10 protein-coding genes and 4 pseudogenes are annotated in these 15,330 nt (G+C 43.6%); 7 read left to right on the top strand and 7 right to left on the bottom strand.

What is annotated here, in order from left to right; translation table 11 throughout:
- Positions 1-309: 309 nt before the first annotated feature.
- Positions 310-2,154 (top strand): citramalate synthase, encoded by a 1,845-nt coding sequence (cimA, locus tag F6K49_RS27060; protein ID WP_293022463.1) that lies wholly within the window; start codon positions 310-312, stop codon positions 2,152-2,154.
- 47 nt (positions 2,155-2,201) lie between these two features.
- On the opposite strand, the gene F6K49_RS27065 is transcribed toward cimA, so the two are convergent.
- From F6K49_RS27065 to F6K49_RS27085, 5 genes are all read right to left on the bottom strand, one after another.
- On the bottom strand, positions 2,202-2,774 hold the full coding sequence (locus F6K49_RS27065) for a DUF1131 family protein (protein WP_293022461.1): 573 nt from the start codon (positions 2,772-2,774) through the stop codon (positions 2,202-2,204).
- A 284-nt stretch (positions 2,775-3,058) separates the two neighbouring features.
- Positions 3,059-3,913 carry an alpha/beta hydrolase gene (locus F6K49_RS27070; RefSeq protein ID WP_293067301.1) on the bottom strand — a complete coding sequence of 285 codons (855 nt, stop codon included), beginning with the start codon at positions 3,911-3,913 and terminating at the stop codon, positions 3,059-3,061.
- Positions 3,914-3,931: 18 nt separating this feature from the next.
- Entirely contained in the window at positions 3,932-4,762 is an 831-nt protein-coding gene (locus F6K49_RS27075; RefSeq protein ID WP_293022457.1) for a bile acid:sodium symporter, read from the bottom strand.
- Positions 4,756-5,601: an acyl-CoA dehydrogenase family protein gene (locus F6K49_RS27080; protein ID WP_293022526.1), complete on the bottom strand. Its 846-nt coding sequence runs from the start codon at positions 5,599-5,601 to the stop codon at positions 4,756-4,758. Before F6K49_RS27080 ends, F6K49_RS27075 begins: the two co-directional genes overlap by 7 nt.
- Complete coding sequence (locus tag F6K49_RS27085; protein ID WP_293022455.1) at positions 5,602-6,345, bottom strand: acyl-CoA dehydrogenase family protein; 744 nt, start codon at positions 6,343-6,345, stop codon at positions 5,602-5,604.
- A gap of 228 nt (positions 6,346-6,573) precedes the next feature.
- Between F6K49_RS27085 and F6K49_RS27090 the strand changes: the two are divergent.
- Positions 6,574-7,758, top strand: a pseudogene (locus F6K49_RS27090) (IS4 family transposase); the annotation flags it as partial.
- 506 nt (positions 7,759-8,264) lie between these two features.
- Here F6K49_RS27090 and F6K49_RS27095 read toward each other — a convergent pair.
- Positions 8,265-9,632, bottom strand: coding sequence for a chloride channel protein (locus tag F6K49_RS27095; RefSeq protein WP_293022452.1), 1,368 nt, complete (start codon positions 9,630-9,632; stop codon positions 8,265-8,267).
- Positions 9,633-10,434: 802 nt separating this feature from the next.
- Here F6K49_RS27095 and F6K49_RS27100 point away from each other — a divergent pair.
- The 4 genes and pseudogenes from F6K49_RS27100 to F6K49_RS27115 form a co-directional block, all read left to right on the top strand.
- Positions 10,435-10,671 (top strand): annotated as a pseudogene (locus tag F6K49_RS27100) (IS1 family transposase); the annotation flags it as partial.
- A complete protein-coding gene (locus tag F6K49_RS27105) occupies positions 10,664-10,861 on the top strand; it encodes a hypothetical protein (protein WP_293022449.1) in 198 nt (65 codons plus the stop codon). The pseudogene F6K49_RS27100 and the gene F6K49_RS27105, both read left to right, overlap by 8 nt.
- A 337-nt stretch (positions 10,862-11,198) precedes the next feature.
- Complete coding sequence (locus F6K49_RS27110) at positions 11,199-13,394, top strand: transglycosylase SLT domain-containing protein (protein WP_293022446.1); 2,196 nt, start codon at positions 11,199-11,201, stop codon at positions 13,392-13,394.
- A gap of 56 nt (positions 13,395-13,450) precedes the next feature.
- Positions 13,451-13,627: a hypothetical protein gene (locus F6K49_RS27115; RefSeq protein ID WP_293022443.1), complete on the top strand. Its 177-nt coding sequence runs from the start codon at positions 13,451-13,453 to the stop codon at positions 13,625-13,627.
- Positions 13,628-13,651: 24 nt separating this feature from the next.
- Here the strand turns inward: F6K49_RS27115 and F6K49_RS53635 are convergent.
- Positions 13,652-13,906, bottom strand: a pseudogene (locus F6K49_RS53635) (transposase); the annotation flags it as partial.
- A gap of 82 nt (positions 13,907-13,988) precedes the next feature.
- Here F6K49_RS53635 and F6K49_RS27120 point away from each other — a divergent pair.
- Positions 13,989-15,321 (top strand): annotated as a pseudogene (locus tag F6K49_RS27120) (transposase).
- Positions 15,322-15,330: the final 9 nt, after the last annotated feature.

Here is a 15,330-nt window from a genome sequence, read left to right on the forward strand (position 1 = left end):
ACCTTGCGCAGATTACTGCCCTGGTCACATTCAAAGCTTTTTCCTTGTGCTGTTACTTTAGGCATTATTCAAGATTACTCCTTATCTGTAGCTTATTTTTTAATACAATTAGATGCAGCTATGTTTAGTGTTGTGAACAAAGCCAATCTGGCAATACACTAAGGTGCTCTTATTGTTTGATGGTTCTAGATAAGCTGCGTTTATAAATATCTAGAGGTCTAGTCCTCTGACTAAGCTTTAGGCCCTCAAAGCTTACCCTTAACTACAATTTACATTTCTTTACGATAAAGTCAACTTTTATAACTGCCCATGACTTCAACAACTTCTCACCCCATCTGGATTTACGATACAACGCTGCGGGATGGTGCCCAGCGTGAAGGAATTTCATTGTCTCTAGAAGATAAGTTACGCATTGCTCGACAACTGGATGAGTTAGGTATTCCCTTCATTGAAGGAGGATGGCCAGGGGCAAATCCGAAAGATGTGCAATTTTTCTGGAAGCTCAAAGAAGAACCTCTCAAACAAGCAGAAGTAGTAGCCTTTTGCTCAACTCGACGGCCAAACATGATCGCTGCAGAAGACCGGATGCTGCAAGCTATTTTAGCTGCAGGAACGCGCTGGGTGACGATTTTTGGGAAATCCTGGGATCTTCATGTCACCGAAGGGCTGAAAACTAGCCTAGAGGAAAACCTAGCCATGATTCGGGATACCATAGAATACCTCCGTAGTCAAGGGCGTCGGGTGATTTACGATGCAGAACACTGGTTTGATGGCTATAAAGCCAATCGAGACTATGCCCTCAAAACCCTGAAAGCTGCTAAAGATGCGGGTGCAGAATGGCTAGTACTGTGTGACACCAACGGTGGTACCCTACCCGATCAAGTTAGTCAAATTGTTAGAGATGTAGCTAAAGAGTTGAACGTTGGAAGGTTGAATGTTGAAAGTGAGTTGAACGTTGGAAGGTTGAATGTTGTTCGCGAAGCGTGGCCAAAAGGCCAAGGTTCTAAGCTTCAACCCGCTAAGCTTCAACCCGCTAACCTTCAACCCGCTAACCTTCAACCTGCTAACCTTCAACCTGCTAACCTTCAACCTGCTAACCTTCAACCTGCTAACCTTCAACCGCCTAACCTCCAACCCATGTTAGGAATCCATACCCATAATGATTCCGATACAGCGGTTGCTAATGCCTTAGCTGCGGTATCTGAGGGAGCGTGTATGGTTCAGGGAACGATTAATGGTTATGGTGAACGCTGTGGTAATGCTAATCTCTGTTCTGTGATTCCTAACTTACAGTTGAAGCTTGGTTATTCCTGTATTGAGGATAATCAGCTGGCCAGACTGACCCAAGCTAGTCGTTTAATTAGCGAGATTGTCAATCTTGCTCCCAATGACCATGCTGCCTTTGTGGGTCGTTCAGCCTTTGCTCACAAAGGTGGCATCCATGTGTCAGCGGTGGCAAAGAATCCTCTGACCTATGAACATATTCAGCCAGAACAGATTGGTAATCAGCGTCGGATTGTAATTTCTGACCAGTCGGGATTGAGCAATGTCTTAGCAAAAGCCCGTAGTTTCGGTCATGATTTGGATAAAAAAGACCCCGCCTGTCGCGAAATCCTGGAACGCCTCAAAGATCTAGAAAATGAAGGGTATCAATTTGAAGCAGCGGAAGCCAGTTTTGATTTGTTGATGCGGGATGCTTTGGGATATCGAGAACATCCCTTTGAACTCAAAGGCTGTCAGATACATTGCGATATGCTACAAGGGGTCCGTAAACCCTACAGTAATTCTGTGGCAACCATTAAAGTATCTGTTAACAACCAGGATATTTTGGAAGTAGCAGAAGGCAATGGACCAGTGTCAGCCCTTGATGCAGCGTTGCGCAAAGCCTTAGTGAACTTTTACCCAGAGATTGCGGCTTTTCATCTAACCGACTATAAAGTGCGGATTCTGGATGGTGCTGCTGGCACATCGGCTAAGACAAGGGTGCTAGTGGAATCAAGCAATGGAGAACAGCGCTGGACAACTGTGGGGGTTTCCAGTAATATTCTTGAAGCGTCCTATGAAGCTGTGGTGGAAGGCATTGAGTATGGTTTGCTGTTGGAATCTTCAGCAAAAACACCATTGAGCAATTCCCCAGCCCTGAAAGAGCGGTAATTAGAGCGCTAATTAGTAATTAGTAATTAATTTTTGCTATTTGCTCACTAGCGTGCTACCCAAAGTAGACTATCTAGCTTCGCCTTGGTGAGAACCTCTTGGGGAGGTAACTTATGATAAGGCCCTTCCCAGTTAAGGGGTTGGTATACGTATAGGATCGAGGCATTTTCCTCAAACCTACAAATCACTTTACCAGTGGACCCTTCCTCACCTGGCAAGCAGTCTAGTTTCTCTTGTCCAGGAGTGGCTGAGTAGGCTATTCCTACTTTCACATCCTTTGGACCAGGGATGCGATCGCTTAGTATTTCAATCCTGCCGATTTTTTGCTGGGAGATGTCGGCATCGATTTCCACTACCGGGCTATCTTGCCAGTATGCTTTGAAAATATCGTAAGTTTCGCCTTCAGCAGAGGTGGTTTCTTTTTTTACGGTATAACTGGGCAAAGCACTCTTGATGGTATCAGCATCAAAGTTGCTGGTTTTGTTGAGTGTTCCCAAACCTTCCGGAGTCAGCCTGAGATTAGACTTAGTTTCAGGCGGGGAAGGTTCCTTGGTGCAAGCGCCCAGGATACTGGTGACTAGGACTATGCTGGTTAGGGTAAACAGTGTTTTTCTATACAATAGACCTCTCCAAAAACTTGAAAGTATCTCAGTAACTGCTTTTCAGCAGCCAAATTGAGCAAGTCAATTTTAGGTTGAGTTAACGCTATAACAGGCTTGACGAAGCTATTGATGTTAATTTAGCACCAAAACTATGAGTATAGAAAACCTCAATTGTTTCAGCCCTTTAATGAGATGCCTTTACCCTGCAAGTGAGTTTGAGTAAGCTTAATGAAGGCAAGCAGCAGGAACAGCAGGGAGATGGAAAACCTCCGGGTTCAGCAAAACCGAGTGTCTGGCTTAGTTTAACACTTTTCCCCCTGTTGGTTAAGCCACTCAAGTAAATGCTTATTAATTTCTTGTGGCTTTTCCAATTGAAGCCAATGATTGCATTTAGATATTTTTATATATTTCCACTCCGACTGCACTAGAGCACTCGATTTCCTCATCTGTTCCTCAGCCATAAAGTTGTCTCCAGAACTCCAAATACCAAGAGTTGGAACTTTTATTAAAGTTAGCTGTGATTGTTGTTGGCGAAGTGAAGATAAAATAAATGGAAGTATCGGATTAGCTTTTTCCCAGACTTGAATATAAAAAGGTTTTTTTTCAAGTAAAAATTTTTCAACTACATTTTCTTTGTCGGGGTGACCACGCAGTACCCACCTAAAAATCAATCCATTCATTGCACGATATATAGGGATTGCCACAGGTAAGGGGTTGAAAATTAGATACCAGCTTTTTAGGATTGACTCTAGGGAAAAGTTTTTTACTAATGCCAGAGGATGCCCTACTGATAAGGCAACATATGACACGAGCCGTTCTGGATACCTTGTGGCTAATTCCCAACCTACTACTGCACCGTAATCGTGAGCAATGCAATGGGCTTTTTCCAGATTCAGTGCGTCCATCAATCCGATCACATCAGCAGATAGGGAGGCGAGGGTATATTTATTTAAGTCTTCAGTTTTTTCACTCTGCCCATGACCAAGCCAATCAAGACAGATAACACGGTATCCAGATTGTATCAGAGCCGGAATCTGAAATCTCCATAAAGAACTGTCATCCGGCCATCCATGTAGTAGGATTACGCTATCGTTTCCATTACGCGAATCTTGGACATAATATTCACAACCGTTAATTTTGATATAAATTTCTTCCATATTCCCGTTAATCCGAACTTAGGTTGAATAAAACCAGCGAAAGTAGACCGCTACCAGCAGTGTAATTCCTAGCTCAACAATACCGAAAGCGATGACAGCACCCTCTATACCCATTTTTTGAAAATTCTCTACTGCAATCAGTAGTACAATTCCTAAGTTCCGCGAGGCAGTCGTCAAGGTCACTGATTTCCGCGTGCGAGTTTGAGAACCACCTAGTCCCCAACCACTGACCAAAGTCACGACTGTAAATAGTACCATAGCGGTAAACGACAGCCATCCAATACTAAAGAGTATGTCGAAATTTTGGCACAGAACCAGAAGCAGGAGTGCTACAAACAGAATATCTGAGAGCATCTTGACTGGAGAAAGTAAGCGCTTGGCAAGTCGCACACTCTTGTGGCGAATAGCAAAACCAGTAAGTAAAGGAAGTAACTGAAAGAATACCAGGCTCCAAATAATGGGCAGAGTGTTGATGAGTGTATCTTCAACCCCAGCGTAACTTAAGCGAACCATCAAGGGTGTGATGCCCACTGCTAAGATCGATAAAGTAAATGTCAGGCCAATAGCAGAAGCCAGATCGCCACCAGCAATAACAGCTAATTTTGGTGCAAAGGGTGCTCCTGGCGCTGCTGATGCAAGCAAGAGAGTTACTGCTGTAGTTTTTGGTAAAGCAAGCCCCTGTGTGAGTAGCAAAGCCGCGATCGGTACAATCAGGAAGTTGATTAACAACGAACGTACTATCAAATCTGATTTGCGAAATGTACGCAGGATATCCTCTATCGTAAGTTTAAAGCTAACCGACAGCATTAGGGTTGTAATGAATAATTGCAACAGAAATGTAACTAGCACGAGCAATACAGCATCTCATCTAATTCGCGTTCTTCTCCTGGGAGAGTCTGTTCAATTTCGCCAATTGCGTTGGAATAATCGGATATTAGCTCAGTAATAGTGTCAGAGCTAGACATTACCAGTTCTGCCGGTGTCCCAGATAAAACTCTTTCAAGTTTCTGTTCAAAATTAAGTTTTGCCCAAGTAACAGTACGATATAGACGCTCCGAACCAGAACGTTTAAAAGCACCTTCAACTGCAGCTAGTAGGATTGCTAGAGTAACTACTTCGCCAGTACAAGCATAGAGCCAGCGACTAGCGACACTCCTCTCGGAAAAAGGAATTTTAGAACTAGTGTAGCGAGCGTTAATTTGTTCCACCGCTACTTTTAAGATATCAGCAATTTGAGGTGCTTCCAGACCCTGGCAAATAAATTGGTATAATTCTTCGCTTTTATTGCTGATTTTAGAGCCAATAAACATATTCAAGGTTTCAGTAGGTCCTTCATAAATGCGAAGAATCCTAGAATCGCGCAGAAGTTGAGGTGCAATATTTGTTTCGATATAACCCCGACCTCCTAGCATCTGAACCAGGCTATCAGCCGCTTGCCAGAAGAACTCTGGACCAACTATTTTGCAGGCAGCATAAGCCTCTACAGGAATAGCACATCCGTCATCCAGTAGCTTAGCAATTCGAGTTACTAAGCTTTCAACAGCCATAATACCTTCTGTAATATCGGTCAATTTAGCCAGTGTTACTGGATTTTTTAGCAATTGACCTGTTGATATATTTCGGCGTTTTGCATAACGAAGCATTAATTGAGCGCAACGTTTCATTCCCCCAAGACTAGCTGCTGTAATTCATAATCGCCCGTGCATCATCGCATCTTGGGCAGCTTTCATGCCTACGCCCATTTCACCTAACAAATGCTCTGAATCTATAGAAACGTTATCTAGATAAACAGCATTTTGAACCATACCACGCAACCCCATAGTCAGTGCTTCGGGACCTTGCCGTAGACCAGTGGTTCCTTGACGAACTACAAAACCACTAACTCCTAGGTATTGCCCTTCAGCATCAAAGGTCTGGACAAAAACATTGATTACGCTTGCCCATGCTGCGGAGCCAATCCAGATTTTTGTACCTTGCAATCGCCAACCTCCTTGACTATCGGGTGTGGCTTTTGCGGAAATAGCTTGAGGGTTTGACCCTGCTCCTGGTTCTGTGAGGGCAAAAGCAGCTAATTCTCGACCTGTAGCAATGAGGGGAAGAAGTTCATCTCTGAGTTGATCACCAGCATAGTTCATCAAGGGACGAATCCCAAGGACATTATGAACGCCAACAAATGAGGCCAAAGTCGGATCGATAGCCCCTAATTGCTGTATTACACGCAAAGTATCTTGATTACTCAGACCAATACCACCGTAGTTCGGTGGAACCTGCATCCCCAAGAGTCCACGATTTCCTAGATCGAGCACGATATATGGTGGGATGCAACGGCGTTCATCGATTAGCCGAGAATTGATGCGCTCATTTGCGTAGCTACGAAGCCACTCGAGTAAATCATCAGCACGTGCTTTGCTTTGTTTATCTTGAGATAACATCTGTTAATTGGTTCTTATTCCAAAACTATAACTCTTGACAAATCTTCATGTATTTGTTTTTATTAGTATTTTTATACTTACTTTATAAAGTAGTTTTACCTTCTAATGTAATCAGGTTTGTAGTTAACCCTAAATACCAAGTAATCAGTCGATCTAAGACCAGGTCTGGCAATAGTTTTGATAACCAAATATTGATCTTGGCATCTAATCCGATAACATATCGAGTTTTTGGCCTTTTCTCAATCAGTCTCAAGCTTGGGTACAATTATACCTCACGATCCCATAGCACAAGCGATTGAACAGAGCCAGAGTCAACATCAAAGAAAGCGTAGCCTCCCTACGGATGTAGTAGTTGCCCTGTTAATAGGGATGAGTTTCTGGGCAACTGACTCGATTGTCGATGTCTTCAAAAATCTGATGGCGGGACTGAATGGGACTTGGATTCGTCAGCTAGTCCGTCTAAAAACTCCAACTTCTTCATCAATTAGCGAAGCCCGCCAACGAGTTGGTCCAGCGGTAATGACTCGTTTATTTGAGTTAGTAGCACGTCCGATGGCAACAGTTAAAACTAAGGAAGCTTTCTTAGGTGGACTAAGATTGATGGCAATTGATGGCACTGTCTTTGATGTGCCCGACACCGAAACTAATAGCAGAGTTTTTGGCTATCCAGGAACGAGAAAGGGAACGAAAGCAGCTTTTCCGAAAGCCAGATTGGTGTTGTTAGTTGAGCTAGGGACTCATTTAATTACGGATGCCTTGATTAGTCCTTATCGAATCGGAGAAAGAGTCAGAGCCAGAAAACTCCTTCGTGGAGTTGGACCGGGAATGCTTGTCATGTGGGATAGAGGATTACATTCATTTAGGATGGTGTTGGAAGCCCTTAAGCAAAAATGTCACATTTTGGGTCGTGTTCCTGCTAATGTTAAGTTTGAAGTCGTCAAAATTTTGCCGGATGGCTCTTATCTATCATGGATTGCTCCTGACCGAAAATCCAAGAAGAAAGGAGCTACCCGGAAACCGGTTCGGGTGATTGAATATGTGATAGAAGAAAACGGAGTTGAACAAGTATATCGTCTGATTACAGATTTGGTTGATGTGGATCTATTTCCGGCTCTGTTACTGGCTCAAGAGTACCACTGGCGCTGGGAAGCCGAGAATACTCTTGACGAAATGAAGACTCATCTCAACGGTCGAAAAACGTTGATTCGCTCGAATAATCCCCGTGAAGTTATCCAAGAAATTTATGGTTGGTTGTTAGCACATTATTGCATTAGATGCTTAATGTTTAAAGCCGCCGAAAAAGCTGAAATTTCTCCTTTAAGATTAGGATTTACTGGAACCCTCAGAATAATGCGTCGTGCTGTTCCCTTGTTTCAGCAGGCAGTACCAGAAGAGATAAATTTATTTATGAGCTGGCTAATTGCAGAGATTTTAGATAATCAAATCCCTGCAAGAGAGGGTAGAATTAATCCACGAGTTGTCAAAAAGTCTCGGTCAAAATTCAATGCAGCTAAACCATACCATCGAAAACAAGGAACCAAATTACAACAATTAACCTTCAAGACGGTTAAAGTTGCTTAGATAAACAATGGTTTTGTTCTAACTCTTCAATTAAGTTACCTTATTATCAATTCTTCTGAGTTCTTCTTTCTTAGCCTCTTCTGATAGTTTGACACAAGGAAGGTAAAAATTCAGAATTAATCTGAGCCCTTGTTCGCGTAAATAACACGCGAACAAATACTTCCCTCTTTCCTTAACCGAGCAGTATTGGCCCAGCGCCTCCTAAGCGATGGCCGGATTGCCTGGGAAGTCTACACTGAACCCAACGGGTCAGTGTAGGAGCTGTCACCTAACTTCTCAACAAAAAAACTGATTTTGTTGACTGACTCAATCCTTTACTAAGTTAGACTTAAGTCTTCTTAAGCCATTACTGGGATACCCTCCTGACTACGCGATCGCTGAGTTTTCAGCAAAGAAATATTAGTAGTTAACAAGAAACTGGCAAAGCTAGCAATAGCAATAATTGGAAGAATCGATGTATCAGACAGAACGCTAAGAATAACCGTGCTACTGACCGGTGTTTTGGTGACCGCCACATTCACCGCTGCCATCAGGCAAAGCATAGCAATGGTGGGGTGAATTCCGGGTAAGGCGATGGAGATAGCTAAACCCAGATTGGCACCGATGAAAAATAGAGGAAAGATAAATCCGCCTCTAAACCCACCGTGGAGGGTAAAACTGATCGCAAACATTTTTGCCAAGGCAATCCCTAGTAACATGGTTACCCCCAAAGTGGGACCTTGTTCAATCACTGTTTCAATTTGCTCCTCACTAAAAAATAGGGTTTGGGGAAAGAATACAGCAATCAACCCAATAGATAATCCGCCTAGTGTAGCTAGCAAAATATGGCGATGTTCAATAGATTTAATCCAAGACTTGGTAAAGCGAAAGATATAGATAAACACGATAGCAGCTAATCCACCAGCAACCCCGAGTAATGCACCCTCAATTAAATTTAGCCAGGATAGAGCAGGTAACGTATCAAAAAGGTTAAAGCGGTAAATTCCTCCCACATCTAACCCAGTACCAAAGCGGAAAACAGAGAAGCTAAAAATTGACGCGACAATGGCTGGTACGATGGCTTCATAGTATTCCAGACTCCGGCGGTGGGGAATTTCTAGGGCAAACAATGCCCCCCCGATCGGCGCACCAAAAAAGGCACCAAGAGCAGCACTCATCCCGCAGAAGGTCAATATCCGGATATGGCTGATTGCCAGTTTAAGCTTGACTCCTAGCCAGCTACCTAAGCTACCATTAATCTGTACCAATGGTGCTTCTGGTCCTGCACTCCCCCCAGCGGTGATGGAAATTAGAGAGGTCACAATCATGCCAGGAGTTTGACGAGGCTCCATCCTACCTGGATCGTGGACTTTTTCGATCACCAACGCCATTTCACCGGGTAACCCCAAGAAGTAGAGGGATAAGCCCACGAAAAACCCACCAATGGTAGTGGCAATCCACACATAATTCCAAGAGGGTAGCCAACTCGGGAAATAGGGTTCTAGAAATTCGGGTAACCAATGCCAAACAAAATGCAAACACTGTTCTAGGACAAAATAGTAGCTAGTTGCTACTAATCCGCCAGCAATGCCAATTCCTGTAGCGCAGAGGATTAGCTTGATATAGCCTAGCTTGACGGGTTTATTGTCGCTATCTGATTTTTCCGTCTGATTAGTCCTTTGATTTACTGATGATACTTTAGCCGTCTCTGATGTCATTGTTGTCATGACCCAGTTGTCTTTTACGAAAATTGGTTATTTTTTCATCATGGACAACAAGAACTTAAATAGATAGAGTTACTATGTATGGGGTACATGAAATTAAATTGCTTTTTACATAAAAAATTGTTTAATGTATATTTTGCATAAATTTAAAATGTTTTTTGCATAAAGTAGTTTTCATAACCTTTAAAACTGACTTATCATTAACAATGGAAGCCCTTGGTGAATCAGGGGTGATCGGTTAGGGGAATTTTGCCCTCGTCTAGTCTGATGGTTCAATACCTAACATTGATTGAGGTAAGCCTGACAAGAGTTTGCCTGAGTCGGGGGTGTTGCTACAGACTACAACAAACCCTCCGAGTGCAACTCCTCTAATTGGTAAGCCAGATGCAGCAGCTAGTCCACAACTGCTCGCTTCAAATCATTGGTCTAGCTGCAAAGCACTGGCTTAAGGTTTTAGCTGTAAGCATTCAGCTGTAAAAAAAAAACAAAATTTGGGTTTGAGACGAAACCTTGGAGAGGGTAGCCAATGAGCGTCGGCAGGTTATGAGTAATAGTTTTAAGTCTTTTGTAATAAGGCTACCCTCTCCTACGGTAACTTTAAAGGACAGCAGCTGACAAGAAGTATCCCGGGATTTTAAACTTTATAGTTGGTGACCGTAGTGCTGAAACTTTTAAAAAGCTTTGGAAAATCGTAAAGCGATGCAGCGCGGTCTTGGGGAGGCAGTGCGGTCTTGGGGGTTCCCCCCATGAGCAACTGCCGTGGTTTCCCCCATGAGCGACTGCATCAAGACAAGGCTGGCATAGCTTTTGGTATGTCACTGATAAATATATTGTTTATCAAATATTTATCAGTGACATTGACCATTTAACAAAAAAAAGTTATATGACTAGAATCGAGAGTGAAAATACGAGATTGAGACACTACTTGGCTAGGCTACATCGACGAACTCTGTGTTACTCTAAATCTCAAGAGATGTTGAAGTTATCAATCAGGCTTCTTATTTATTATTTAAAGTTTCATACAATCCCAGTTTTTGCTTAACCATTCTATTATTCAGCAACGCCTGGCGTTTTACCACAGAAGATGCACGAGTCAAACTCAAACACCAAAACCGCTGTTTTTGAAACTACTGATGAAGACTCCTCTGTCTAATGCACTCTTTAAGAGTGGTCATTCCACTACGCCACTCCCTATTCCCTACTCCCTACTCCCTGTTCCCTTCGCTAAATAACAAAATTATAGGCAATCTTACCATAAATCACCACAATTTCAAGTTATCCTTGTTCAAAGATGTGGGATGGGGCGCGGGAAGGGTGGGAATAATGTGCCTCATCAGGATGAGAAACAATATAGTTACCATAATACTTATCATAGTTATCTAGTTATTGCTGGCTTCGTGCTCTGTTAAATCTGACCAAGTCTGACCAATTCTGACTAAGTACGGTTTCAGGTTCTTAGCCAAGAAATTTTTATAATGGTTCATAACTCAAGAGGGAAACCAGATTCCCCTGGTGAAGGGTCATATGCTAAGAGACTTTCAACTGCTGAACTTTGTTGGGTGAGGATTTATGTTAAAAGAGCGTAAACAGCAATTTCGGTTATTGGCTGGAGCCATAGTGTTATTGGTATCAGTATGCCTGGGAGTTGTATTCTTAGGTGTCACCGTAGCAAATCAACTAGAGGAAAAAGAGGAAAACAAGACTGCCAGCCAAGGCTTAACGGAGTCAACAGGCAAATCCGCTGTAGCACGGCTGGTTTCCCTGCCACCTCAACAACGAGCAACTAACCTAGATGCCTTTGCCTCCGGTCCGAAGTCTCGGGAACAGTATCGCGCCCGTTATCTGTTGGCATCGGATTTAATTCAACAAAATCAACCAGAACAAGCCCTAAACCATCTCGAAGGACTTGAGTCAGATTATCCGGTTTTAGCATCCCACGTTGTCCTCAAACGTGCTCAAGCTTACCAAGCCATGGGGGATAGCGCTAAGGCTACAGCAGCCTGGGGTACTATCCTGAAAAAGTACCCCAACCAAGCAGTGGCAGCAGAAGCCCTTTATCATCTAGGCAAATCTAATCCTAAGCACTGGGACGATGCGATCGCAAAATTTCCCAGCCATCCCCGTACTCTAGAAATTGTCCGACAGCGCCTCAAAGCCAATCCCAACCAACTCCCATTACTATTACTCTTAGCCAAGCACACTCCTAAAGCCTTAGGAATGCAGGAGATCCGAGACCGGATCGTTGACAAGTACCCTGAGCAACTCACCCCCGAAGACTGGGAAATGATTGGCACTGGTTACTGGGAAACCTGGAAATATGGCAAAGCTGGTAAAGCCTACGCTAAAGCCCCCCGCACTCCCCGCAATCTCTACCGGGCAGGTCGAGGGCTTCATTTAGATACCAAAGCAACCAAAGGCAAAATCTTTTATCAACAGTTAATCAGCGCCTATCCCAATGCCAAAGAAACCGGATTAGCCTTAAGGCGTCTTGCTAGTATATCTAAGCCACCAGAAGCCTTAGCTTATCTGGATCAAGTCATCCAGAATTATCCCGATGAAGCTCCTCAAGCCTTGCTCGACAAAGCCAAAATCCTAGAAAAGCTCAACAGCAAAGTGTCTGCTGGCCAAGCTCGGAAGTCGGTATTGACCCAATATGCTAGTTCTGATGCTGCGGCTAATTATCGTTGGCAAATGGCTCAAAAAAAAGCAGCAAAAGGCCAGCTACAACAAGCATGGCAATGGGCGCAACCGATTACCACCAACAATCCCGATAGTGACATCGCTGCCCAAGCTGGCTTCTGGGTAGGTCGATGGGCAAGTAAGTTGGGGCGTCCTAATGATGCTAAAGCTGCCTTTGAGCATGTACTAGCTCGTTATCCAGAATCCTACTATGCATGGCGGTCGGCCAACTATTTAGGCTGGAATGTAGGGGACTTCACCTCCGTGCGCTACTTAATGCCAAAAGTGGTCAGACCCCAAGCTAGACCTTTACTAACCGACGGTTCTGCTACTCTCAAAGAACTGTACAAGCTTGGTCAAGATCAGGATGCTTGGGCTCTGTGGCAAGTGGAATTAGGAGACCGTAAGGAACTCAGTGTCTCAGAGCAATTTAGTGATGGTTTATTGCGGCTAGGGATTGGGGATAATCTCAAAGGCATTAACCAAGTCTGGAGCCTAAAACGACGAGAGACTCCCCAAGAACAAGCCGAATGGGCAGCACTGCGTGACGACCCAAAATACTGGCATGCTCTATTTCCCTTCCCTTTCCTAAATTCAATTGTTAACTGGTCTGGTCAACGGGAGCTTAATCCCTTACTCGTAACTGCCCTAATTCGCCAAGAGTCTAGATTTGAACCAGAAATCCGTTCCGTTGCTGGTGCCATGGGTTTAATGCAAGTGATGCCAGCAACAGGTAGTTGGGTTGCCCAAAAAATCCAGTTGAAAGAATACAATCTTAAAAACCCTGATGACAACATTAAATTGGGGACATGGTATCTAAGCTTTACCCACCAACAAAATAGTAATAACTCCCTATTAGCCGTTGCCAGTTACAATGCCGGTCCCGGTAATGTATCCAAATGGGTGAATAGATACGGTTTTAGTGACCCCGACGCCTTTATTGAAAAAATCCCCTTTCGAGAAACCAAAGGTTACGTGAAAACAGTGTTTGGTAATTATTGGAATTATTTGCGACTCTATAATCCTGATATTTCCCGGATGGTAGAAGCTCACGCTGCTACTAAATCCGTAGCATCATCCAATTAATTTTAGGGAGTAGGGAGTAGGGAGTAGGGAGTAGGGAAGTGTGGGGAGATGGGGAGATGGGGAGATGGGGAGATGGGGAAATAGGGAGATGGGGAGATGGGCAAATTTTTTGGTGTTTTGATCAATCACCATTGGTTTTCATATTAATGAGATACAAAGCATTTTTTCCCGATTCCCGATTCCCGATTCCCGATTCCCGATTCCCGATTCCCTGTTCCCTTTTATCGCCATAAAACTGCCCTTTTGTATTCAGAAAATCAGTAACGAATCAATCTACTGGTTACAGTTTTGATATTTGCTATTAACTTAACCGGAGCTACTTTAGGATTGAGATCCACGAGCAGATGGAGGTGGTCACTTTCTCCGTTCAACTCTATCAGGTTGCATTCCCACTTAACACAAGTTTCAGAGCAGATTTGCTGCGCGCCTGTTCGCGCAGCGGAGGCCGTAGGCCACATCAAAATTTGTTGTGATCTAACTTGACGTCTGTTTATCGTCTTACTGTACACCTTGTAATAGTAAGACGATAAACAGACCTGTTTTCTTTTGTATAATTACCTTTCATAACTATAGGATAAATGCTACAATACTAGTATGATAATCACTTACTGCTACCGAATCAAGCCAAGTCCTGAACAAATTGTCACCATGGAACGGTGGCTCGAATTGCTTCGACGCCACTGGAACTATGCATGTTTGACAAAGGCTTGATTGGCTCAATCGGACTCGTTCCCCGATTGATAGGTGTAGTCTGGTAAGTGAGCCGATCGGTGAGATTCCAGAAGAGGTAAATTACTACACTCAACAAACAGCCCTTAAGGAGACAAAACGACTGTTTCCTGAATATAAAAAAATTTATGCAGAGACTCAACAAGTTAATCTGCAAAGGTTAAACAAAGCCTGGGAAAGATGGAGAAGACCTGACGCAAGTGGTAAACGTGGGGGTAGACCTCGCTTTAAAAAAGCTGGAGAACTTAGATCGTTTGTATTCCCTAGGGTCAATAATTCTAAGGCTGGGGCACACTTGGTTGATGGTGTTTTAAAGTTAAGTCGAATCGGGTCAATGCCTGTTGTAATGCATCGACCATTGCCTGTTAGCGAAGCTTGCCCGAAGGGCGTGGGTTTTGTCCTTAAGCAATGCACCATTGTCAAGAAGGCTGATGGTTGGTACTGCTGTCTTTCAATGAAAGACGACACTGTACCTGAACTACTATCCATAGATTCAGTTAAGTCTGCCGTTGGTATTGACGTTGGCCTAGAGAAATTTTTGACCACATCTGACGGAGAGGCAGTACCTATTCCGCAGTTTTACAGGAAAGCTCAGGATAAACTTGCTCAGGCTCAAAAAGTAATGTCGCGCCGCGTCAAGGGTTCTAAGAATTGGAAAAAATCAAAGCATAAAGTAGCTTTGTTGCACCTTCACTTAACCCGTTGCCGGAAGGAATTTCATTATCAGGTTGCTCATTGGCTATGTAGTAAATACGACCTAATTGCTCACGAAAATTTAAACATCAAAGGACTCGCTAGAACTAATTTAGCAAAATCAATACATGATGCGGCCTGGGGAGCATTCTTGGAAATATTGCAAGCAGTGGCGGTTAAACGCGGTTTGTTAGTTCAGGAAGTTAACCCACGTGCCACAAGTATCGAGTGTTTTAGTTGTGGTTCTAGGGTCGAAAAAACTTTAAGCGATTCGGCGAAGCCGACGCTGCGCGAACGCATTCATTGTTGTTCCAGTTGTAAAGTTAAAATTGACCGCGACTGGAACAGTGGTATCAACATTTTGAATCGTGGACTATTGGCGGTTGGACTGCCGCTTAATGGCTGTGGTAAATCGGTACAGGATATCGTTCGCGTAGCGTCGGCATCCGCCGAGGAGCAGCAAGTCTCATTCGTGAGTTTGAGAAGCCCACATCATAATCTTTGATTTGATGTG

This window comes from Moorena sp. SIO3I6 (genome assembly GCF_010672095.1).

What these genes read in the sequence shown, in the direction of transcription:
- cimA (WP_293022463.1), top strand. Translation starts at nt 310, where the DNA reads ATGACTTCAACAACTTCTCACCCCATCTGGATTTACGATACAACGCTG.
- F6K49_RS27070 (WP_293067301.1), bottom strand. Translation starts at nt 3,913, where the DNA reads ATGGAAGAAATTTATATCAAAATTAACGGTTGTGAATATTATGTCCAA.
- F6K49_RS27085 (WP_293022455.1), bottom strand. Translation starts at nt 6,345, where the DNA reads ATGTTATCTCAAGATAAACAAAGCAAAGCACGTGCTGATGATTTACTC.
- F6K49_RS27095 (WP_293022452.1), bottom strand. Translation starts at nt 9,632, where the DNA reads ATGACAACAATGACATCAGAGACGGCTAAAGTATCATCAGTAAATCAA.
- F6K49_RS27110 (WP_293022446.1), top strand. Translation starts at nt 11,199, where the DNA reads ATGTTAAAAGAGCGTAAACAGCAATTTCGGTTATTGGCTGGAGCCATA.
- F6K49_RS27115 (WP_293022443.1), top strand. Translation starts at nt 13,451, where the DNA reads ATGGGGAGATGGGGAGATGGGGAAATAGGGAGATGGGGAGATGGGCAA.